Annotated in this window: 4 protein-coding genes; all 4 read right to left on the bottom strand. The window is 48.1% G+C overall.

Annotation, left to right across the window (positions count from 1 at the left end):
* Positions 1-50: 50 nt before the first annotated feature.
* Genes CPG39_RS01320 through CPG39_RS01305 form a run of 4 tightly spaced genes read right to left on the bottom strand, consistent with a single transcriptional unit; the run spans position 51 to position 25,164 of the window.
* Entirely contained in the window at positions 51-11,978 is an 11,928-nt protein-coding gene (locus CPG39_RS01320; RefSeq protein ID WP_096291686.1) for an amino acid adenylation domain-containing protein, read from the bottom strand.
* Positions 11,979-15,302, bottom strand: coding sequence for a non-ribosomal peptide synthetase (locus tag CPG39_RS01315; RefSeq protein WP_096291685.1), 3,324 nt, complete (start codon positions 15,300-15,302; stop codon positions 11,979-11,981). It abuts the gene before it with no gap.
* 2 nt (positions 15,303-15,304) lie between these two features.
* The gene (locus CPG39_RS01310) at positions 15,305-19,873 is read right to left on the bottom strand and encodes a type I polyketide synthase (RefSeq protein ID WP_096291684.1); all 4,569 of its coding nucleotides are present in this window, start codon (positions 19,871-19,873) and stop codon (positions 15,305-15,307) included.
* Positions 19,873-25,164: a non-ribosomal peptide synthetase gene (locus tag CPG39_RS01305; protein WP_096291683.1), complete on the bottom strand. Its 5,292-nt coding sequence runs from the start codon at positions 25,162-25,164 to the stop codon at positions 19,873-19,875. Before CPG39_RS01305 ends, CPG39_RS01310 begins: the two co-directional genes overlap by 1 nt.
* Between the last annotated feature and the right edge of the window lie 46 nt (positions 25,165-25,210).

Raw genomic sequence — 25,210 nt, 5'->3', positions numbered from 1 at the left:
TTCACGTCTTAGGTGTGCAATCATTATCAATGTATGAACAATGATAATGATTAAAGATTTTCTCTCGCAACCCCGCTCTCTTCACCGTGAACACGGCCAATTTCCCTTTGGGCTGTCATCAATAGCGACTTCACCCCTGCTAACAAAGTTTCGGCGCGCACGATGTCAAAATGGCCAGCATCGATTTCCAGCGAGCATATCTTAGCCGGTTTGATTTGCTGGGTAAGCACAAGCCGTTCGTCTGCCTTACGGTCAGCCGCCCACCAACATATTGCTTGCGTGTTCAAAGGATCTAGGGCAAGTGTCTGCAGTGAGAGTGCTTTTAAATGACGCGCCACGAGAAAAATTTGCGCCAGTTCTTCTGCTCCCATATCGGCATAGCCTTGAAATTCCGTATGTTTACCAGCTTGAAGCTGGGCTTGCCTAATGGCCAACACGCTTTCCAGCAAATCGACGACTATTTGCTTTGACCCTACCTCCGAAGATTGATTGGGTAATGCTGTTGCATCAAGCATAACACCGGGAATTGCCACGGCAACAAAACCAACAAAATCCTGTTGCCAGTCATCGGGTTGCGCTAGCTCAGCCACAGGAATAAAGGGGTCTATAAGACCCAGGAATGCCACGGTTTCTCCCTTGGCTTCCAGCAATGCAGCCATCATGGCGACCAGGGTGCCGCCCAATGACCAGCCCAGCAAATGATACGGCCCCACCGGCTGAATGGAGCGAATCATCGCGCAATAATCTTCTGCCATTTGATTTAAGGATATATCGCAGTGTGCGGAATCAGCCAGCATACGGCAAGGTAACCCATACACAGCCCGCACGCCCTGCAATTGTCGCGCCAACGGCTGGTAGTCAAAAACGGTACCCAATCCGGCATGGATGCAGAATAATGGTTTAATTGTCACGTTTTCGCTAAATTGGTTGAGCGCCAATAATCCACTGGTATCGGTTGCAGCACGTTTATCCAATCCCAGCAAACTGGCAATAGTTGGTCGCTGGATCAAATCCCGCAGCTTGAAATTCAATTTCTCATTATTAAGGCTGCGTATACGCGCAATGACTTTCAAGCTCGACAACGAATCGCCGCCCAACGCAAAGAAATTGTCTGTTTCTCCCACACGCGCCACACCCAGAACTTCCTGCCATATCTCTGCGAGCATTTTGGCTTCAGGTGTCGATGGCTCTTGGTAGGTATCGCTCACCAAGACACCGGGTTGTGGCAACAGTTTGCGATCGAGTTTGCCGTTCGGTAAACGTGGCAGTGCAGTTAGCGCAATGAAGTGCGCGGGCAGCATGTATTCGGGCAAGCGTTTGACAAGCGTTTGCTTCAACTGTGCCATCAGGTTCTGCGTCGACTTTTCCTCAACAGGAACCACATAGGCCGCCAGTTGCGCACCCGTTACACCGTCATGCACTACCACTGCCGTATCGGCAACGCCGGTTACTTCTCGGATACGCGCTTCAACTTCACCCAGCTCAATGCGAAATCCGCGTATTTTTACCTGATGATCGGCACGGCCAACATATTCGATATTGCCATCATCCATCCACCGCACCAGATCACCGGTACGATACAGGCGCCCGCCATGCTCATCAAACGGGTCGGCAATGAAGCGTTCCGCGGTCAAACCGGCACGTCCCAGATATCCGCGTGCCAATCCATACCCGCCGATATAAAGCTCACCGACAATACCCATTGGCACCGGTTGCATATCGACATCCAAGACATACACAACGCGTTCACCTACAGGGCGTCCAATCGGTGCATAAGCGCAATCAAAGCTGTTGCTGGCTTGTGTTTTCCAAATCAATGGCGTCACCACAGTTTCGGTCGGCCCATAACCATTGATCAGCGTGCGCGGCCGCAAGGTTTGGCGGATCAAATCATACGAAGTCTTGGGCATGGCTTCACCGCCAAACACATAGAGTTCTACCGGTGGCGGATCATTACGTGGCATCGCCCACTCGGCAATCTGCCCCAGATAAGCTGGAGGGAATGCGGCGTTAGTAATACTATAATGACGCAAAGCATCATAGGTCTGCTCGGCAGTCCACAATTCCTGATCCCGTATCGCTAGACCAGCTCCGACAGTCAATGCGGTTAACCAACGTTCATGTGCACCATCAAATGAAAATGACATGAAAAGCAATTCGCAGGAACGGGGATGCATATCATAAATCCGGCCGGTCGCCTGGCAATGCATGGCAAGTGGACCATGCGTCACCGCTACACCTTTTGGCAAACCCGTGGATCCTGATGTATAAATGACATAGGCAAGATTATGTTCATGAACTGGTATCTCCGGATTACGTGCTGATTCAGCCTCAAGCTTGATAGCATCTATGGCCAGTTTAGGTACAGCGGCATCAAATTCGAGCTTCGACAATACTTTACTTTGCGTGATTAATAGCGATAGGACACTGTCCTTTATCATGAATGCAAGCCGATCAGTTGGATAATCCAGATCGAGAGGAACATAAGCCGCGCCGGATTTAAGTATGGCCAGTAGCGTGACAATAATATCCAGAGAACGCTCCATCGCAACACCTACACGTATTTCCGGTTTGATCCCTAGTTGCATGAGTCGATGAGCCAATTTGTTCGCTTGCATATTCAGTTCAGCATAAGATATTTCCTGGTCCCCCATCAGCAACGCAATGGCATCCGGTTGTAGTGCTGCATTACGTTCGATCTGACGATGAACCGGCTGATAAGCCTGCGACACATGGCGTGAATCTGAGTTGCCACGAAGAAGGAATAATCGGTCAAGCTCTTGTTTCCCCAGCCATCCCAGTTCTCCAACAATTCGTTGCGGATCGCTCATCATTTCCCACATCAAAAGTTCCATATGATTACGCAGAATCAGTACAAATTGATCGGTGAGATCATTGCAAGCGTATGAGTATTCTATTTCCAACGTATCCTCGACCGTCACCTGCAAATCCATCGTATATCCTGTCAATCCCTTGCCTTGCATTGCGCCAAAGCGCAATCCATATGACTCAGTATCACGTAAGGCTGCGTTAATCGGGTAATTTTCAAATACGATAATGCTATCGAACAACGGCTGACCAGAAAATCCCGCCCAGCGTTGAATATCGGCCAGCGATGTGTGCTCGTAATCGCGCAAGCGCGCATTGGTTTTCTGCAGCACGCTTAGATATTCTCTGACTGTTAGATGACTATGCCGCTCTACCGGAATAGGAATCGTGTTGATAAATAATCCGACTATTTCGTCCGCTTTAGACAACCCCAGTGGCCGACCTGACACCGTGGCTCCAAAAACAACCGTCTGTTTCCCCGTATATCGTTGCAACAATAATGCCCAGGCGGCCTGGACAAAAGTATTCAGTGTAATGTGTGTTTGTTGCGCAAAAATTTGCAATGAACGCGTTTCCTCAACATTCAATCGCGTATAAATTTGAGCAAACTCCGGTCGATCTTCCTTATCAACCTTTTTGGTAACGGCTTGCGACAAGAATGTCGACCCTTCAATGCCACTAAGCTCAGCTTGCCAGAAATGTTGTGAAGCCTGTTTATCTTGTTTTTCCAGCCAGTGCACATACGTACCGTAATCGGGACCGATCGGTGCAAGTTTTTCACCATTGTAATAGCGTAACCAATCACTGATTAGTATCGAATCGCTCCAACCATCCAGCAATATATGGTGTTTAGTCCATATTAATTGGTGGCGATTTTCATCAATCTGGATCAGGCTTAATCGCGCCAATGGAGGATTGAGAAAATCAAATTCACGTTTCAACTCTTGATCAGCATACGCAGTAATGTGTTCCTCTTTAAGCTCCTTTTCGCGCCAATCCAAGTGATTGACCAACATTGCCGCCTGCTTGAGAACAATCTGCAATGGGCGGGCAAGCCCCGCTCGCCATAAAAAAGCGGTGCGCAATATCGGATATCGGGCAATCATCGTCTGCCAAGCCTGCACCAAACGCGCTGCATCAAGCCCTTCCACCTCAACGCTGATTTGAGTTACATAAAGGCCGGTACCAGGCGCCTCCAGGGTATGAAATAACATGCCCTCCTGTATCGGGGACAGCGGATAAATATCTCTTATTTCGTCACTATCGAATGGCAGTGTTGCAATGATTTTTTCATCGAGATAATCTTCCAGATAACCGCGATCAGGCTGTGATTCATGAAGCACAGGTTCTGACATTGTTTCTGTCACCAGCGCCAACGCGGCAATCGTCTGTTGTTCAAATAGTTGCCGTGGTGAAAGCTTCCATCCTATTCGGCGTGCTTGTGTAACAATCTGCAAGCTCAGGATAGAGTCTCCCCCCAACTCAAAGAAGTTATCATTTCGCCCGATGCGCTTGATTCCCAATACTTCTATCCAAATGGCCGTTAGCGCTTCTTCTACTTCTCCCTGTGGCGCTTCGTATTGACTTGTGCCGACAAATTCCGGTTCGGGCAGCAAGTTTCGGGCAACCTTACCATTCGCATTCAATGGCAAACTCTCTAACACGACAAATACCGCAGGAATCATATAGTCAGGCAAAGATTGCGTCAGAGTTTCTTTTAGCTCAGTTGTATCGATCGTCGCCCCTGCATGCAGGGATATATACGCGGCAAGCTTTGCTCCGGTCGATCCTTCCTTCACCACCACAATGGCCTCTCTGATTCCCGGCTGTAACAATAGTTGGGATTCAACTTCACCTAATTCAATACGAAATCCTCTGATTTTAACCTGATGATCCAGACGCCCCAGATATTCAATCTGTCCATCCGCTCGCCATCTGGCCAGATCGCCGGTGCGGTAAAGTCGCCCTCCTTTGCTATCAAAAGGATCTGCGATGAACCGCTCCGCAGTTAATGCGGATCGATTGAGATAACCCCGTGCGAGCAGCTCACCACCGATACACAATTCACCGGCCACACCGCCTATAACGGGTGTCAAATTAGCATCGAGTAAGTAAATGTGTCGTGCTGGCAAAGGTTTCCCAATTGTCACTTGAGTCGAGTCGAAATTATCGACGGATTTATTCCCGCCACAATCTGCAACTGTGGCGGTAACCACTGCTTCTGTGGGTCCATAGGTGTTCAACAATGTGATTCCAGCCATACCGGCTTGCCGCCAAGCTTTGATTCCTTCCGGAGACATGGCCTCGCCACCCGCGTGCACTTGCCGCAACGCACCGTAATTGCGCAGCCCTAGCTTGGCAAAATCTTGCACGAGCAAAAACCAATAGGCAGTGGTGAGATCGGCAACGGTAATCTGTTTATCCAGCAATTCACGATAAAACATTTCGCTATCCCATAACTGGGAGCCCCGTAACACAATGGCTGCACCCGCGCATAAAGGGGGGAAAAACTGTTCAATAAAGCCGTCAAAATTGATAGTGGAGAATTGCAACATCCGATCTGTGCTGCACAGTTTGAAAAAATCGATGGCAACATATGTATGTTCAGCCAATGCATGATGAACAACGCCGACGCCTTTAGGTTTTCCGGTAGAACCGGAGGTATAAATGATATAGGCCAGATGTTCATCATGCAGCCTCACATCGGGATCGGTATCCGGATACCCGGTTAGATCCAACCTATCCAACTCCAGGATATTACACTCCACCGAATGAGGAATCCGGTTCCGCAACGGGCTTTGAGTTAACAGCAATTCAATTGTGCTGTCTGCAATCATATGATTTAACCGTTCCTGCGGATAATCCGGATCAAGCGGTACATACGCGCTTCCTGTTTTGAGTATCGCCAGTAATCCGATTACCATGTCGATCGAGCGTTCAACCGCGATTCCTACCCGGCTTTCCGGCTTTACTCCCAGGGCGATCAGCCGGTGTGCCAATCGATTTGCACGCTCGTTCAATTGCGCGTAGCTGAGCTGCACGTCATCAAAAATGAGTGCTATGGCGTCAGGTTGTTTATTTACTTGCCGCTCAAACAAACGATGCACGGGTTCATTACGATTATAGCGCTGATCGTTGATCCCCCAATCTCTTAGCTGTTTCCATTCTGCTGCACCTAAAAATGTAATATCATGTAAGCATTTGTTTTCACTATGAGTAATATTTTCAAGCAATTGCTCGATCCGAGTTGCAATGCCAGTGACGGTTACTTCTGAAAAGAATTGACAATCGTATCCATAGTGCAAACTTAACCCGTCATTTTCTATGACCGAAACCGTCATTGGATAATTGGTAGTCTCCAGTCCCCTGACGTTAGAGAAAATAAGCTTTCCAGGCGTATATTGTTTGAATGCCTCATCAATCGGATAGTTTTCAAAGATTAAAATACTATCAAACAACCCTTGCCCGCTTTGTCCCGCCCAGCGTTGAATTTCATATAAAGGCGTATGCTCGTGTTCGCGCGAAGCCAGGTTTTGCACTTGTAAATCACGCAACCAGCTACCCACTGTCAATTCGGGCCGAAGTTCAATGCTCACTGGCAAGGTATTGATAAAGAGTCCGAGAATCTGATCCGCTGCGAGCAAATCCGAGGGTCTACCGGCTATCGTCACTCCAAAGGTAACCCTTTGCTGACCTGTATAGTGCCCCAACAAAAGAGCCCAAACAGCCTGCAGCAAGGTATTTATCGTGATACGCTCACGTTTTGCAAAAGAAATCAGTTTGTTACTAATAGCTGAGTCAAGTGGATGTACATGCTCTTGATATCCCATGTTTCTTACAGGCATGGAAATCACATTGGCCAATCTTGTCGGCTCGGTAGTATGATGCAATAGCTCCTGCCAATATATTTCTGATTTTTTCTGATCGCGATCTTTTAACCATTGAATAAAATCCCGATATCGGGCGCGGGGCGGGGATAGTGTTTCACCACTATACTGCCGCAGTATTTCTCCCATTAGCTGAGAAGTGCTCCATCCATCCAACAAAAGATGATGAATCGTCATAATGACGTGATAGCGATTATCAGCGAGGCACACAATGACAATACGAACCAGCGGTGGTTTTGTTAAATCAATACCCAATGTGTGTTCTGATTGTGCCACTGCATCAAGATCCTGCTGCCAGGCAGTTTGCGAATGAATATTCAGATCACGCCAGTCATGCACCATGAATGGCAGCTCAGCGATTTTGGCCACCCATTGTAACGGGGTCTTTCCTTCCTGAACAAAACCGGTACGCAATATCTCGTGCCGATCTATCGCAGCCTCCCAGGCAGCTTTGAAACGCTCCACATCCAAGTACTCCACATCCGCCCGTAATTGATTCAGATAAATATCTTCATTCGTATCAAATACGCTATGGAACAACATCCCGGTTTGCATTGGCGATAACGGATAAAGATCATCGAGCCGCGCAATAGGTATCGGTAAACTGTCCAATTCATCCTGAGTCATTTGAATCAAAGGAAAATCAGACGGTGTGATACCCTGAATATCTCCTTTGCAATGCTCAATCACACCTTCAAGCTCAACCACAAACGCATTTACAAATACCTCTATCGTTGTTTTAAGATATCGCGCTTCGCTATAACCCACTTCCAGAAAAAACTCACCACCGTATACATGGCTGTTAACCAATAAATCGTGCTGCTGGAGAACGCCGGCATCCATCGATTCGCCGACTGATTCCTCGGCCAGCGTCCAGAGCGAATCTTCTGCAAAATTGGCATCAAATTGACCCAGGTAATTAAATACCACTTGCGCCTTCGATAGTTCGGCTAGAATTTGCCGTTGCTCCTCGGTACCATAGTATTTAAACAGACCATAACCTAACCCTTTGTTCGGTATGCACCGTAAATATTCTTTCGTTTGCTTGATTCTCTGAGCCAGATCTCCCGATGCGCCTAGGGCTACTGGAAAAATGGATGTAAACCATCCAATTGTGCGCGAAAGATCAATTTCAGGATAGAGATCCTCTCTCCCATGACCTTCGAGATCCACCAGAATTTCTTTATGACCGCTCCAGCGACATAACGCATTACCCAGTGCGGTAAGGAGCAGGTCGTTGACTTGCGTGCGATAAGCAGCCGGCGCATCTTTGAGTAAAGCCTGAGTCTGTTCCTGATTCAGGTTTATCGTGATTTTCTGATAGCATTGCGTGCGCTTTGAACCTTGCGGAAAATCACAGGGCAAATCAGCGGAAATATTTGCCAGATTCTGCCAATGAGCAAATTCAGCTGCATGATTACGTGCATACTGTTGCAGCCGCTGAGTCCATATGGAATAGTCACTGGTAGTCTCAGGGAGGAGAATTGCTTCACCGCGCAACGCCTGCATGTAAGCAGTTTCCAGATCCTCCATCAGAATGCGCCAAGAAACACCGTCAATCACCAAATGATGAATTACCAGCAGCAACCGCTGGGTATGATCGGCCATATCGACGAGCATGCCTCGGATCAACGGACCTTGCTGCAAATTCAGGCTACGCTGCGCTTCGTTGCAGAGCGCGATTAATTGTTTCGCATCAGCGGCATGCCGCTTCCATAACAGGTCTTGCGATATTGATTCTGTGGGAATTTGTGTCCACCGGCTATCGATCTGTTCTTCATAACAAAAACGTAACGCTCGATGATGTTGAACAATCGCCTTTAGCGCCTGCTCCAGTAACAGCACATTCAGAGATTGCCGGATTCTCAACGGCATGGCCTGATTCCAATGGTGCCTCAAGGGTATTTGTTGTGTAAAAAACTCGAGTTGTATGGGCAACATGGGAATGGGCTTACCCGTAGAAACGGCCTGTTCACGAATAATCCCGACAACCGTTTCCACCGGTTTGGTCAATACCGCCAAGGCAGCTATCGTTTGCCGCTCGAATAATTGCCGCGGTGTGATTTTCCAGCCTGCACGATGTACTTTGGTGACAATCTGCAAACTGAGAATCGAATCACCTCCCAGCTCGAAAAAATTATCGTTGCGTCCTATACGGTCGATACCCAGAATTTCCTGCCAGATTCCCGCCAATGTCTCTTCTATTTCCCCTTGGGGTGTTTCATATTGATCAGTGCTGACAAATTCAGGCTCCGGCAAGAGCTTGCGATCCACTTTTCCGTTCGCATTCAGCGGTAAACTTTCCAACACGATGATCGCCGATGGAATCATGTAATCCGGCAATGTATTTCCAAGGGACTCACGCAACATGGCAGCATCGCTCGCATACCCAACATGTAGCGAAACATAAGCGACCAGACGCACACCGCCGGGCCCCTCCTTCACCACCACTACCGCTTCCCTAACATCAGGCTGTAATTGCAACTGCGCTTCAACTTCCCCCAACTCAATGCGAAAACCTCTCACCTTTACCTGATGATCCGCGCGTCCCAGATATTCAATCTGTCCATCCATTCGCCAGCGCGCCAAATCACCCGTCCGGTATAAACGACCTCCCTCTGCATCAAAAGGGTTCGCTATAAAACGCTCCGCTGTCAAGCTGGCTTTGTTCAAATAACCACGCGCAAGCCCTGTCCCGCCAAGATACAATTCTCCAATGACTTGCTGCGGCACCAGATTGAATTCTGCATCTAGAATATAGGCCGTACGATCACCGACTAGTGAGCCAATGGGCATATAGCTTGAATCGAACTGGGTTTCTGGATATGCCTTAAAAATTAAGGGTGTGATAACTGTCTCGGTAGGGCCATAACCGTTGATGATACGCGGAGGAAGGAGTGTTTTTTGTATAAAGTTGAAACTGGTGCGGCTCATTGCTTCGCCGCCGACAGTATAGGAACGAATAGGCAAATTTTGTCCCGTATTGCCGGAAAATTCTGCCAATTGTTGCAAGTAGCTCGGTGTAAAGCAAGCAATAGTAATTCGATGGTTGTCAATTTCGGAAATAGTACGTTCAACAGACCAGAAATCATTATCGCGCGGCATTAGTGCTGAACCAAAGGCCAGCGGTACCAGCCAGCGTTCATGCGCACCATCGAAATTTATCGAGGCAAATTGCAATTCACGATCTTCCGTCGTCATCTCATAAAGTTCGCCGATGGCTTGCACATGCATTGCCAATGCCCCATGTTCCACGGCTACGCCCTTAGGTTTTCCGGTGGAGCCCGAGGTATAAATGATGTAGGCGAGGTTCTCGCCGTGCAAATTGATTTTTGGGTTATGCTCCGGTTCTTTTGCCAGGTCAAGTCTATCCAGTTCCAGTATTTCACACTCTGCAAGCAGTGGAATTTTCTGTCTGATATGACTATGTGTCAGCAATAACTCAATGCCGCTATCCATCGCCATGTAATTCAAACGATCCTGCGGGTAATCCGGATCCAGTGGCACATACGCACCACCCGCCTTGAGCGTTGCCAGCAGACCCACGATCATCTCGATTGAACGCTCAACCGCAATCCCCACACGAGTTTCCGGTTTAACGCCCAGTGCAATAAGCCGGTGCGCCAACCGGTTCGCGCGACAGTTCAGTTCTGCGTAGCTGAGTTCGGTATCAGCAAAAATAAGTGCTATCGAATCAGGATGAACTGCCACCTGATGTTCGATCAGCCGATGCACGGGCTCAATATTGGCATAACGCCGTTCGTTCACTCCCCAGTTCTTCAGCCGCTCCCATTCATCCACACTTAATAACGTGATGTCACCTGCACATCGCTGCGGACATTCAGCCAGTTGTTCCAGAACCTTTAAGTAATGTTCGCTTAACCGCTTGATTGTCCCCGGTTCAAACAGCTCGGTGGCGTAAGTAAAGCGCGCATCAATCCGGCCTTCCGGCCTCTCCACGATATCCAGCGTCAATTCGAATTGCGCCCCCCGCTCCCTGGGTTGATATTCTTCGACCGTTAAACCGGGCAGTTGCTGCAGCGCGCGATAGTCCTCGCGCAAGTAATTGAACATGACCTGGAACAGTGGATTCTGATTCAAGCTGCGCTCCGGTTGCAGCGCTTCAACCAGTTCCTCAAACGGCAAGTCCTGGTATGCCTGCGCACCCAAAGCCGCTTCACGGGATTGCTCAAGTATTATGCTCAGCGGCATGCGGCTATCAATGGTGTTGCGCAATACTTGAGTATTCACAAACAAGCCCACAACATTCTCTATTTCCGCCCGGTGACGATTGGCAATCGGCACCCCTACGCGAATGTCGCCTTGACCGGTGTAGCGGTACAACAATGCCTGAAAGCCGGTCAGCAACATCATGAACAGCGTTGCTCCCCGATCCTGCGCTTGGCATTGCAAGCGAGTTGCCAGTGAATCGGGCAAAGTGAAATCATGCTGTGCCGCCTGGTAACTGCTGTTCGACGAACGCGCATGGTCAGTCGGTAGCTGCAATACCGGATGCTCTGTACCCAACTGATTGCGCCAGTATATTAATTGACGATCTTTCTCTCCTGCTTCCAGCCAGTTACGCTGCCATTGCGCATAGTCGGCATATTGAACCGGAAGTTCCGGCAACAGTAACGGATCCCCTTCAATGTGTGCACGATAGCACGCGGCAAATTCGTCGATGATGATGCGATTGGACCAGGCATCGGAAATAATGTGGTGCATCACAACCACCAGATGATGTTCTTCTGCCTCAACCTGAATCAAGGCAACGCGCAATAGGGGGCCTTGCGTCAAATCAAACGGTGTTGCGTTGATCCGGATCGCTTCGTCACGCGCGCGTTGAATGCGCTGCCCTACCGGTAAATCGCACAAACTGATCATTGTCAGTTCAAACTTGCCTTCCGGTTCTATGATCTGCTCCGGCAGCCCTTCTGCATTGGCCCGAAAAACCGTGCGCAACGATTCATGCCGTGCTACCAGTGTTTGAAAACTGGCTTGCAATGCTTCAGTATTCAACTTCCCAAGCAAACGCAACACGCCGCTGAGATGGTACGCCGTGCTTTGCGGATCCAGTTGCCATAAAAACCAATGGCGGTGCTGAGCATAGGATAGAATTGGAGAATTTTCCAGAGATTGCCGAACGATAGGAAGCAACGAGAAATCAATTCCTCGTTCCTTCAATGTATTGAGAAAGGCTTTTTGTTTCTCAACCGAAAGCGCACCGAACCGTTTAGCAATATCTTGTTTATTCAATTCCAATCAATTCTCCAATAAATTAATTATTTCTGCCATTTCATCCAATGTGCTGCATTCTTCGGCAATTGAAACACTCTGTGCTTGTACCATCGCAGCAATTTCTCTCAAAAGAGGGTGCTCAAAATAGGCGCGCAATGGTAATGTAATTCGCCTCATGGCCTGTAATTTCTGCTGGACTTGCAAAACCAACAGAGAATGTCCTCCCAGCTCAAAAAAATGGTCATTGCGTCCCACTCGATGAAGACCCAATACTTCTTTCCAGATTGCCGCCAATGCTTCTTCCACTTCGCCCTGCGGTTCTTCATAGAGGTTCATGTCGATTAATTCCGGATCGGGTAAAAGTTTGCGCTCCACCTTACCGTTCGCATTCAGTGGCAGGCTTTCCAATATAACTATTGCTGATGGAATCATATAGTCCGGCAGGGATTCTGCCAGGACGTCACGCAGTTCAGCCGTATTTATCTTACTTTCCTCTCGACAAGAAATGTAAGCAACCAGCCTTATACTATCCAGCCTTTCTTTTGTTACCACCACCGCTTCCCGGATTTGCGGTTGTAGCAGCAGTTGCGTTTCAATTTCACCCAACTCGATACGAAAACCTCTGATCTTAATCTGATGATCTAGGCGTCCCAGATACTCAATCTGCCCATCTGATCGCCATCTCACCAGATCTCCCGTACGGTAAAGTCGCTCCCCTTTCTCATTGAATGGATCAGCTACAAATCGTTGTGCAGTTAAACCTGATTTATTGTGATAACCCCGCGCAAGCCCTGCACCACCGAGATATAATTCTCCTGGCATACCGCAAGTAACCGGGTTCAGTTCGGTATCGAGAATGACCAACCGGGTAGCGGCAATAGGCGCACCAAGTGTTATCACTTTTTGGTTGATTTTTCCGATGATTGACCAAATAGTTGTTTCAGTGGGACCGTACATATTCCACAACTCAACATTCAATGCCTGCAGCTGATTCACCAGATCGATTGATAACGCTTCTCCACCACATAAGCATTTCAACGATAAGTGATTTTCTTCCTGCCAACCTTTCCACCCGGCTGCCAGTAGCACGCGCCACCCAGCCGGTGTCGATTGAAACACATTTGGCTGGTAATTTTTGAGTAAGCGCACGAGCTGGGGTCCATCCTGGCTTATTGTCCGGGATGCCAACACTAACCGCGCGCCTGCACTTAAAGGCAGATAAATCTCCAGACCGGCGATATCAAATGAGAATGCAGTAACTGATATCAGCGTATTACCAGCTTCCATACCAGGTGACTCAAGCATACTCAGTATGAAATGACCCAATGCGTGATGGCGCACGGCTACGCCCTTAGGTTTTCCGGTGGAGCCCGAGGTATAAATGATGTAGGCGAGGTTCTCGCCGTGCAAATTGATTTTTGGGTTATGCTCCGGTTCTTTTGCCAGGTCAAGTCTATCCAGTTCCAGTATTTCACACTCTGCAAGCAGTGGAATTTTCTGTCTGATATGACTTTGTGTCAGCAATAACTCAATGCCGCTATCCATCGCCATGTAATTCAAACGATCCTGCGGGTAATCCGGATCCAGTGGCACATACGCACCACCCGCCTTGAGCGTTGCCAGCAGACCCACGATCATCTCGATTGAACGCTCAACCGCAATCCCCACACGAGTTTCCGGTTTAACGCCCAGTGCAATAAGCCGGTGCGCCAACCGGTTCGCGCGACAGTTCAGTTCTGCGTAGCTGAGTTCGGTATCAGCAAAAATAAGTGCTATCGAATCAGGATGAACTGCCACCTGATGTTCGATCAGCCGATGCACGGGCTCAATATTGGCATAACGCCGTTCGTTCACTCCCCAGTTCTTCAGCCGCTCCCATTCATCCACACTTAATAACGTGATGTCACCTGCACATCGCTGCGGACATTCAGCCAGTTGTTCCAGAACCTTTAAGTAATGTTCGCTTAACCGCTTGATTGTCCCCGGTTCAAACAGCTCGGTGGCGTAAGTAAAGCGCGCATCAATCCGGCCTTCCGGCCTCTCCACGATATCCAGCGTCAATTCGAATTGCGCCCCCCGCTCCCTGGGTTGATATTCTTCGACCGTTAAACCGGGCAGTTGCTGCAGCGCGCGATAGTCCTCGCGCAAGTAATTGAACATGACCTGGAACAGTGGATTCTGATTCAAGCTGCGCTCCGGTTGCAGCGCTTCAACCAGTTCCTCAAACGGCAAGTCCTGGTATGCCTGCGCACCCAAAGCCGCTTCACGGGATTGCTCAAGTATTATGCTCAGCGGCATGCGGCTATCAATGGTGTTGCGCAATACTTGAGTATTCACAAACAAGCCCACAACATTCTCTATTTCCGCCCGGTGACGATTGGCAATCGGCACCCCTACGCGAATGTCGCCTTGACCGGTGTAGCGGTACAACAATGCCTGAAAGCCGGTCAGCAACATCATGAACAGCGTTGCTCCCCGATCCTGCGCTTGGCATTGCAAGCGAGTTGCCAGTGAATCGGGCAAAGTGAAATCATGCTGTGCCGCCTGGTAACTGCTGTTCGACGAACGCGCATGGTCAGTCGGTAGCTGCAATACCGGATGCTCTGTACCCAACTGATTGCGCCAGTATATTAATTGACGATCTTTCTCTCCTGCTTCCAGCCAGTTACGCTGCCATTGCGCATAGTCGGCATATTGAACCGGAAGTTCCGGCAACAGTAACGGATCCCCTTCAATGTGTGCACGATAGCACGCGGCAAATTCGTCGATGATGATGCGATTGGACCAGGCATCGGAAATAATGTGGTGCATCACAACCACCAGATGATGTTCTTCTGCCTCAACCTGAATCAAGGCAACGCGCAATAGGGGGCCTTGCGTCAAATCAAACGGTGTTGCGTTGATCCGGATCGCTTCGTCACGCGCGCGTTGAATGCGCTGCCCTACCGGTAAATCGCACAAACTGATCATTGTCAGTTCAAACTTGCCTTCCGGTTCTATGATCTGCTCCGGCAGCCCTTCTGCATTGGCCCGAAAAACCGTGCGCAACGATTCATGCCGTGCTACCAGTGTTTGAAAACTGACTTGCAATGCTTCAGTATTCAACTTCCCAAGCAAACGCAACACGCCGCTGAGATGGTACGCCGTGCTTTGCGGATCCAGTTGCCATAAAAACCAATGGCGGTGCTGAGCATAGGAAACAAGTGCAGATTCGCTGGCATGACGGCGTGAAATAGTGGATTTCGGGGGCACCTGATCACTATTTATTTGAAGCCGCTGTTTTAGTCGCTGTTGCTGCTCTGGCGTCAGACGGGCCCGTCTCTGGGTAAGGTCGTTATTGTTTTCCATTATTAAGAATATTCGATTTCATCAAGCAGTTTAGTTTCGACCAGTGCCGCCAAAGCAGTAATGGTGGGTGATCTAAAAAAATCGGCCGGATGCAAATCCACGGAAAAACCTGCTCTTACTCTTGACAACAACTGTATTCCCAGCAGCGAATCGCCGCCCAGCTCAAATAAATTATCATCAACACCAATAGCTTCTATTCCCAACAAGCTCTGCCAAATTTCAGCGATACTTATCTCCAACTCACTTTCGGGTGATTTAAAAGTGGTCTGTAGTACAGGCCTTGAAAATCTTCCCGCTTTATGTACAGGCGGTGTAAAGGCAAAAGGCTGAGCAAGGAGATCCTGTTGAGTCTGCCCCAATCGAGTCTGCAAATCGAGTGTCGAAACGATAACCTGAGGAATATTCGGGCCATTCACGATACGCTCGAATACCTCTGCACCTTCCTTTGGTGCAATTCCTATACCGTCAGGCATCTCCATATTTGCAGCCATGCCGACGTCACGCCAACTATCCCAGTTAATCGATATGACAGGATATGCATGTTCACGGTAGGCAGAATGGGCAACCGCATCCAAATAAGCGTTGGCTGCACAATAATCAACTTTATTAAGGCCGCCCGCCATCGTTGCCAGTGAAGAACATAACAGCATGAAATCCAGCGAATCGCCCTTAAATATCGCTTGCAACGCTTGCATCCCATGCACCTTTGGTCCCAGTACTCGCGCAATCGTCTCTTCTGTTTTTAAAGACATTAACCCATTACTCACTTCACCGGCAGTATGAATAACACCATTGATGACACCAAAGTCATGCTTTGCCTGCATCACAGCCGCTTTCAGCTCCATTAAATTCGCAACATCCGCATTGACCACTAGCACTTCAGCACCCAGTTCCTCAAGTTTCCTGATGCTTTCTATTTTGTGATACACAGCGCTGTCTTTACTGGCTGCAGACAAAACCTCTGACCAACTCTCGCGAGGTGGAATCGGAGAACGCCCCAATAACACCAATTTAGCCTGAAATTTTTGCGCTAAATATTCCGCTAGCGTTAGACCGATGCCACCTAATCCACCCGTAATAAAATAAACTCCGCCGGATCTAAAGCGGTTGATTGCAGATGTGGGATAGCGAATGGATTCAAAAAACTGAACCCAGCGGTGCGGACCTCGATAAGCGATCATTGAATTATCATTATCCGCTTGTGATTCGACGAGTATCTGCTCAACCAGCCGTGATTCGGCAACACTGCCCGGCACCGGCAATTCAACATCAATCAGGCGGCAATTCAGATTAGAATGCTCTTGCGGAATGACCTTACATGGCCCTGTTAACAACGCCTTCTCCGGACTCAGTGTTTCGTTACCCGTAACATCTGAAAACTGATTGGCCACGATGGTAATTTCCGTTCGCTCACCCGAAAGAACACTCGATTGGCTATTTTCTAATACATTGACAAGATAAAGCAGACTGTAAAAATATCTTGCCAAGCTTTCTGCCTGAGTCAAAATTTCATCGTTTGAGCTTAAACTCCAACAATAGAAAATGTGCTGAATTGATCTTTTCTCATCACGAATGTCCTGAAGCAGTCGATCAAAATCATTTTTATCATCAGGGCGTATGATGTAGGCATGCTCATTTTTGCGGCAGAATTCAGAGCCAGCAGAAACCGTGATAACCTTAACGCCATAAGTCAGCAGTTGCTCCACCAAGGCAGCGCCAAGCGTATTTTCATTCTTAAAAATCAAACAATACCCGGCTGCTTCAGGGAAAAGACTTCCAAATTCAAGTTTCTCAGCACGCCGCCATGAAGGTACATAAAACCAATCATTGATTGAGCGTGTATGCATTTTTGCGGTATGCGAAGCTTGCCCTTCCTGTTTTTCCGGTTTAATCCAATAGGATTGGCGTTCAAATGGATAGGTCGGTAGTGAAACACGGCGGCGGCGTTCATGAGCATAGTAACCCTCCCAATCAATGGATAGTCCGTTTAACCAAAGCTTACCCAAACTGAGATACAAGTGTTTCTGGGTATCATGATTTTTATTCGGATGGGGTAACGAGGAAACCATCAGTTGCTCAGGCTTTGCTAATGGATGGCGTTGAGCTAATGTAATCAATGTTTCTCCTGGACCCACTTCGAGAAAAACTTGCGCCTGATTACTCAACAATTGTTGCAGGCCATTATTAAAACGCACCGTTCCACGCAAATGCCGTCCCCAATAACCGGGATCTGTAGCTTCTTGAGCGGTAATCCAGCCCCCGCTTAAATTTGAGAAAAATGGAATCGTGGGGCGACGCAACTTAACATTGGTCATCAGATTACCAAAAACCGGAATTATGGGCTCCACCATGCTGGAATGAAAAGCATGCGAAACATGTAATCGTCGACACACGATCTCTTGCTGAATCAGATTCTTTTCAATCTCATCAATAGCCGCAATAGAACCCGATAAAACACAAAGCTCCGGCCCATTGACTGCTGCCAAATCGCAATCTTCAGTGATCATTGTCATAAGTTTGTCTTCGGACAACATGACAGCCAGCATTGAGCCCTTGTCCATTTGCTGAAGCAAGCGTCCGCGCATCGCCACTAACTGCACAGCGTCTTCCAGGGAAAATACATCGGCCAAGCAAGCTGCAACGTATTCACCCACACTATGACCTATCATCGATGTGGGTTGAATGCCCCATGACATCCATAATTTTGCTAAAGCGTATTCAATTACAAACAATGCAGGTTGTGTAACTTCAGTTTGCTCAAGCCACTCTGACGCCACAGCGCGATCTTCTTCATTGGTATCAGGAAACAATATTGTGAATAGATCAAAATCCAGATACGGTTTAAGCAGATCAATACAACGATCCAGTTCCTGGCGGAAAACCGGCTCATTCCGATAGAGATCGCGAGCCATATCCACATATTGAGCTCCCTGCCCTGGAAAAAGAAATGTGACCGGGCGATTCTCAAATGCCACCTGCTGTGTCATGAAAAGATCTTCATTCCGGTTCTGCATCAGGCTTAGTGCCTCTTCACGATTCCTGCATAATGCAATAGCTCGATAAGAAAAATCCTTTCTCCCGACTTGAAGGGTATAGGCAACGTCAGCTAAAGCTTGTTCTGAATGAATAGTAAGATGACTTTGCAAGCGGGTCATCGCCGTCTCCAGTGCGCTTGGACTTCTAGCCGAAACCATGAGCGTTTGCCAGTCGCGAGAAGCTCCCGATGGATTGCTCATTGGTGCTTCTTCAACCACCATGTGTACATTGGTTCCGCCGATACCAAACGAACTGACGCCTGCGCGACGCGGAGTTGAACCATCCGGCCAGGCCTTATTCTCAGTGTTGACGTAAAACGGACTCGAAGAAAAGTCTATTTGTGAATTGGGTTGCTCGAAATTCAAGCTAGGGGGCAGAATCCGATATTTCAGGGCAAGTGCTGTTTTAATCAAACCTGCGACGCCTGCAGCTGCATCCAGATGACCTACATTCGTCTTGACTGAACCGATACCGCAGAAACCCCGCTTGTCGGTGCTTTCCCGAAAAGCCTGTGTCAATGCGGCAATCTCGATCGGATCACCGATCGTTGTGCCGGTGCCATGCGCTTCAACATAGCTGATGGTGTCCGCAGAAATACCTGCATTGGCTTGAGCGGCCAGTATGACTTCCGCCTGCCCTTCGATACTGGGAGCGGTATAGCCCGCCTTAGCGGAACCATCGTTATTGATCGCGGAGCCTTTAATCACCGCATGGATGGTATCGCCATCAGCCAAAGCATCCGTCAATCGCTTAAGTACCACCACACCCACGCCGCTTCCTATCACTGTCCCCGCAGCCTTAGCATCAAAAGCGCGGCAATGACCGTCCGGTGAAAGGATAGCACCCGGTTGGTAATGATAACCCCCTTCGCCGTGCAACAAATTTACCCATACTCCGCCCGCAATGGCCATATCGGCTTCATGATTAAGTAAACCCCGGCAAGCCACATGTGTTGCTGCAAGAGAAGTAGAGCACGCTGTTTGAACGGTAATACCCGGTCCACGCAAGTTGAGCTTATAGGCAACCGTGGTGGTCATGGAATCCTTATTATTGCCATTCATTAGGCCTTGTAATGCAGAAATATCCTGCATATCTGACATACTGCCGCCAGCCATTAGATTCATTAACAGATAAGTGTTTACGCCGCATCCCGCATATACACCAATCGGATTGACGTATCTTGATGCATCGTAGCCTGCGTCTTCCAAGGCTTGCCATGCCACTTCAAGAAAAATCCGATGCTGAGGGTCTGTTTCTGCCGCTTCACGTGGGGTATAGCCAAAAAAAGAAGCATCAAAGAGATCGACATCCTTGAGCTGAGCGCCTGCCTTTATGTACAGAGGGTCATTAATAACCTCGGAAGATACGCCGCGCGAAAGCAATTCCTCATCGGTAAAAAAATTGATGGATTCAATCCCTTCACGCAGATTATGCCAAAAAGACTCGATATCGCCCGCACCGGGAAAACGGCACGCCATCCCAATGATTGCAATATCAAGCTCTGTGTTTTCCTGCAACTCTTCAGCACTATGCATCACTGTATCCTCTCCGCTTTTTGTTTTCGTTGAATAAAAGTGCTACGTTGCCGCTGCGCCCGCTCCCGATGACGCTGTAAAGATGCATTCCTGGTATCTCCTTGACTAACAAATTTTGCCAAGCTTGCTACAGTGGTATATTTGAAAAGATCTACGATAGCTATGTGAATATTTAAGCGTTCTTCCAATTTTTGCTTAACCTTGATCAACAATAACGAATGACCTCCCAGATCAAAAAAATTGTTTTGCAATCCGACTTGAGGAATCTCCAGAACTTCCGACCAGATCTCGGCTATAACCATTTCCAGTGCGTTGACGGGCGGGTCGTAATCAGTTTTGTCATATTGCTCCGGTAAAGGCAGTGCTTTCCGGTCTATTTTTCCGTTGGGATTGAGCGGCAAAGCTTCCAGAAAAACAAACAAACCGGGAATCATATATTCGGGAAGGGCCGCTGCTAGCGATGTTTTTAGCAATGTCGAACTCAGCTGCACGCCGTTATGCGGCACCAGATAAGCGACTAAACGCAAGTCGCCATGACCCTCATGCGCTAACACCGCCACTTCGCGCACGCCGGTCTGGGCAAGTATTTGCGCTTCGATTTCACCCAACTCTACGCGGAAACCACGAATCTTGATTTGTTGATCGACGCGACCCAGATATTCCAGTTTCCCTTCGTCGCGCCAGCGCACCCAATCACCTGTTCTATAAAGACGACTACCCGGTGAACCAAACGGATCCGGTATAAAGCGCTCACTGGTTAAAGTCGGTCGCCGCAGATAACCACGGGCCAATCCTTCTCCACCCACATACAACTCGCCTATCACATCTGGCGGCACAAGATTGAGTTGCGCATCCAGAACATATAGGTTGCGTGCACCAACCGGCACGCCGATTGGAACATACTCACTTTCTATACAAATACGGCCATCCTTATCTGCATGACTAATCCATGCAGCGGGAGTAATCACGGTTTCAGTAGGACCATATGCATTGACTAGCCGGGCATTCCGAAACGCATCCCGGACCGCCATTACATCGGTGGCATACCACGCCTCCCCACCTGCTATGCAAGTACGAACCGTGTGTGCTTTTCCGCTCATCAACGGCAGCAGCATTCTCAGATAGGCTGGAGGAAGATGCAGCGTAGTAATGCGATGTTTCTCGATCAGATCCACAAAACCATCGCCTGCCAAATCACTGGTTGAGGAAAGTACTAACGCGGCACCTTGTGTCAAGGGAGTGATCCATTGCTCGGCAGCTGCATCAAAATTCATGGAGAAGAACATCAATTCACGATCGTCTGGCCGAACATCGTAAATTTCTTTAATAGCGCTCAAATGCATGGCTAAAGAACCATGCGCGACCGGAACTCCTTTAGGTCGACCGGTTGAACCTGAAGTGTAAATAACATAGGCTAAACTTTGGTCATGCAAAGCAATCTCAGGATTGATTTTCAGCTCAGCGCTCAAATCAAGCGCATCAAGCGCCAGTATTTCTATGCCTTCTTTATGAGGAATTCTTGATTTAATATGCGCTTGTGTCAGCAGAAGCTGAATACCGCTATCTTCAAGCATATAATCCAATCGCTCTGTTGGATATTCCGGGTCAAGCGGAACATAGCCGCCACCCGCCTTCAAGATGGCCAAAAGACCTATAATCAATTCAATAGAATTACGTTCAATTGCAATACCGACCCCCATTTCTGGCTTGACACCGAGGTCGATCAGTCGATGCGCCAGTTGGTTTGATCTGCAATTGAGTTCCGCATAACTCAACTCGATGTGACCCGAGATTATAGCCACTCTGTTAGGATTACTCTCTGCCTGATGTTCGATTAGTTGATGAATGGGCTGAAAAACTGATATATCAGACCAATGGTTTCCCCAAGTTTCAAGTTGTTGCTTATCTTCTTCACTTAACAAATCGATATCGCTGATCATCACACCCGGACAATCTGCTAATGCCTCCAGGATGCGCAGATAATGCTGTCCCAATCGCTTAATCCATGACGAATTGAAAAGATCGGAGGCATAAATAAAACTGGCACTTACGCTACCATCCGGTAATTCGATTGTCTCCAGCCGCAACTCGAGTTGTGCAGACTGCTCGGGAAGTGAATAATCGCTAGGTGCAAGTCCCGAAAATTCCTGAAAAATACGAAAATCCTTCAACAGGTGATTGAAGGTCACCTGAAATAACGGGCTATGGCGCAAATCACGCTGAGGATGCAGTGCCTCGACCAATTGTTCAAAAGGAAGATCCTGGTAGCTTTGCGCATTAATCGCAGATTCCCGTGTTTGATTCAAGAGTTCATCAAGCGACATTCGGCCATCTAGTTGACTCTGTAACACTTGAGTGTTAACGAAAAATCCGATTAGGCGGGCTGTTTCGATCCGATTACGACCAGCAACCGGAACACCCACGCGAATGTCTTGTTGCCCCGTATATCGAAATAACAACGCTTGGAAAGCTGTCAGTAACGTTATAAAAAGGGTTGCTCCACGGCGCAACGCCAACTGCCGTAACTTATTCAACCCATCGGGAGGCAGATCGAAACTATAACGTCCGGCTTGATAACTTGTGACTGGTTGTCTGACGCGATTGGCAGGAAGCAGTAGAATCGGATGTTCGTCACCTAAGTAATCACGCCAGTAAGCAAGTTGCCTATCTTTCTCACCCGCTTCCAACCATGCCTGCTGCCAAACCGTATAATCCACATATTGTATGGGTAAATTATCGAGACACGCTGATTTACCCTGCACATGCGCCTGATAAAATGCGGCGAGTTCATTCAGCAAGATTTGCACGGACACCCCATCCGAAACGATGTGATGCATGATGATTACAAAAATGCTCTCGCTCTCGGTCACCTGGATTAAGGCGATGCGCAGCAATGGCCCTTGCGTCAAATCGAAGGGAATCGAGATGATTCTCTGTACTTCCTTTGCAACCTCTGCTTCGCGCTTTGTTATCGTAATATCGCGCAAATCGATACCGGTAACCACGTTGGGTATTTCCGGATGAATGAATTGTTCCACCGCACCATCATCGGCAACACGGAAAATCGTATGTAATGATTCATGCCGCTCAATCAGATCATCAATACTTGCATAAAATGCGTACTTATTCAGCGCACCGGACAATCGTAATGCATGTTGAATGTTATAGGCATTGCTGGATGGATCAAGTTGCCAAAGAAACCATAATCGCTGTTGCCCGAAAGATAAAGGCAGCGCATTAACTTTGTTCCGCAGGGGTAAGATGCGATTCTCCAATGCGAACTGCGATGAACTTGAAGATAAACAACCTTTGATTTCCGCTGCACACTCATGTAATCGCGGATTGTGAAACAAGTTGCGCGGAGTAAATTGAATAGACCAGTGTTCTGAAATATGTGCGGCAACCTGAATGGCGGTTAATGAATTGCCACCAATTGCAAAAAAATGATCTTCGCGTGTCAATACGGTGCGGCTTAATACCGATTCCCAAACAGCTGCCACCGCAATTTCTGTTTCATCGGTCAATGCTTGAGGTAATTGTCCCTTCTCATCAAGAATAAAATAACCATATTCATAAATTGCATACGCATCCAACGTACGCTCAAGCCATCCCTGGCGGCAGGCAGTACGCTGCAATTTTCCGCTCGAAGTTTTAGGCAAAGCGCCCGGGTTTAACAATAACGCCACAGACAGAGGTTCGTTACAGCTTGCGCTGACTGCTTCACTCAACACCTCAATCAGTGCCTCGACCGAAATCAGTTTCTGCATGTTGCGGGAAACTTCAACGGCGACGCCGATTCCTTCTCCTTCAGCAGTTTGCACGGAAAATGCTGCAACCCGTCCTTTCCGAACGGCTTCCACTTCTTCCTCGATAGTCAGCTCAACATCCTGTGGATAGATATTCTGCCCACGAATAATGATGAGATCTTTACATCGCCCCATAATGTATAACTGATGGGCGTGGATAAAACCAAGATCCCCAGTCCGCAACCAACACTCTCCTTCAATATGCACGAAGGCTTGCGCAGTTTCCTGAGGACGTTTCCAATAGCCACATGTCAGACTTGGACCCATTGTCCATATTTCACCGACATTACCATCAGATAAAGGAATCAGTTTCTCCGGGTCGACGATTTTTATTGAATGATTGGATGCCGGAAAACCACACGCTACGACCGGCATTCCTTCCGTTGCCAACTCTGCGCGTCCCAGCGCAAGCGCTGCAGAAGAAAACTCGTGAGTCTGCATTCCTTCTCCGCGCACCCCTCCGGTTACAAATAGCGTGGCTTCAGCCAAACCATAACAAGGATAAATCGTACCCGCTGAAAAACCAACCGGACTGAAACATTCAATAAACGCTTGCATGGTCTCTCTGCGCACAGGTTCCGCCCCTGAGAATGCAACACGCCAAGTCGATAAATCGATATCCAGCAATTGCGAACTTCTGACACGATCGACACAGAGTTGGAAAGCAAAATTGGGAGCACCACTAACCGTTGCGCGATAACGCGAAATAACTTCTAACCAGCGCACGGGTTTTTCGATAAAGAAATTGGGAGTCATCAATATTGCCGGAATACCGCGATGGATTGGCTGCAATAATCCGCCAATCAACCCCATATCATGATAGAGCGGTAACCAACTGACAAATATGTCATTTTCATTGATTGACATTCCTTCCTCAAACGCTTTGGCATTCATCATCAGATTAAGATGACTCACCATGACACCCTTGGGAGTTGAAGTCGATCCTGATGTATATTGGAGGAAAGCAATCTCATCCATCTTCGGGATATAAGTCTGCCAGCGTGATGCGTTAGCCTGATCTATCGTATCAACGGTAAGTATGGTTGCTTCGGAAAACTGTGCTGTTGTCACACTGGTAATCAGCGGAAGAATCTTACTGCTGGTAAGAATACAAGCGGCCTGCGCATCATCGGCAATCGCGAGCAGTCTTGCCAAATATCTTTCCCGCAGAGACTCCGGAGGAAAAATGGGTACAGCAATGATTCCTGTATACAGGCATGCTAGAAAGCTAATCACATAGTGCTCATCATTGTTCAGTAGCAGCAGTGCTCGTTCACCAGGTGAAAAATGATTTTGCATTACCGCAGCTAATGCTCTAACCTGCAAGTCAAGTGATGCATAATCAAATTTCTTGTCCACGAGTATCTCGTTTTCCGCACTAATAACAATCAACGCCGTATCAACCGATCGTTCACGCGCCAGTGTTTGCAGATGCGTAACGAAATTGTCGGGATAACAGCGGGATGGAATCAATCTTGTATTCATTTTTATACCCAATCAATTTGCATGTATTTACACCAAAAATCTTTTA

Source organism: Nitrosomonas ureae (assembly GCF_900206265.1).
GTDB lineage: Bacteria > Pseudomonadota > Gammaproteobacteria > Burkholderiales > Nitrosomonadaceae > Nitrosomonas > Nitrosomonas ureae_C.
This window is presented reverse-complemented; position numbering and strand designations above follow the sequence as displayed.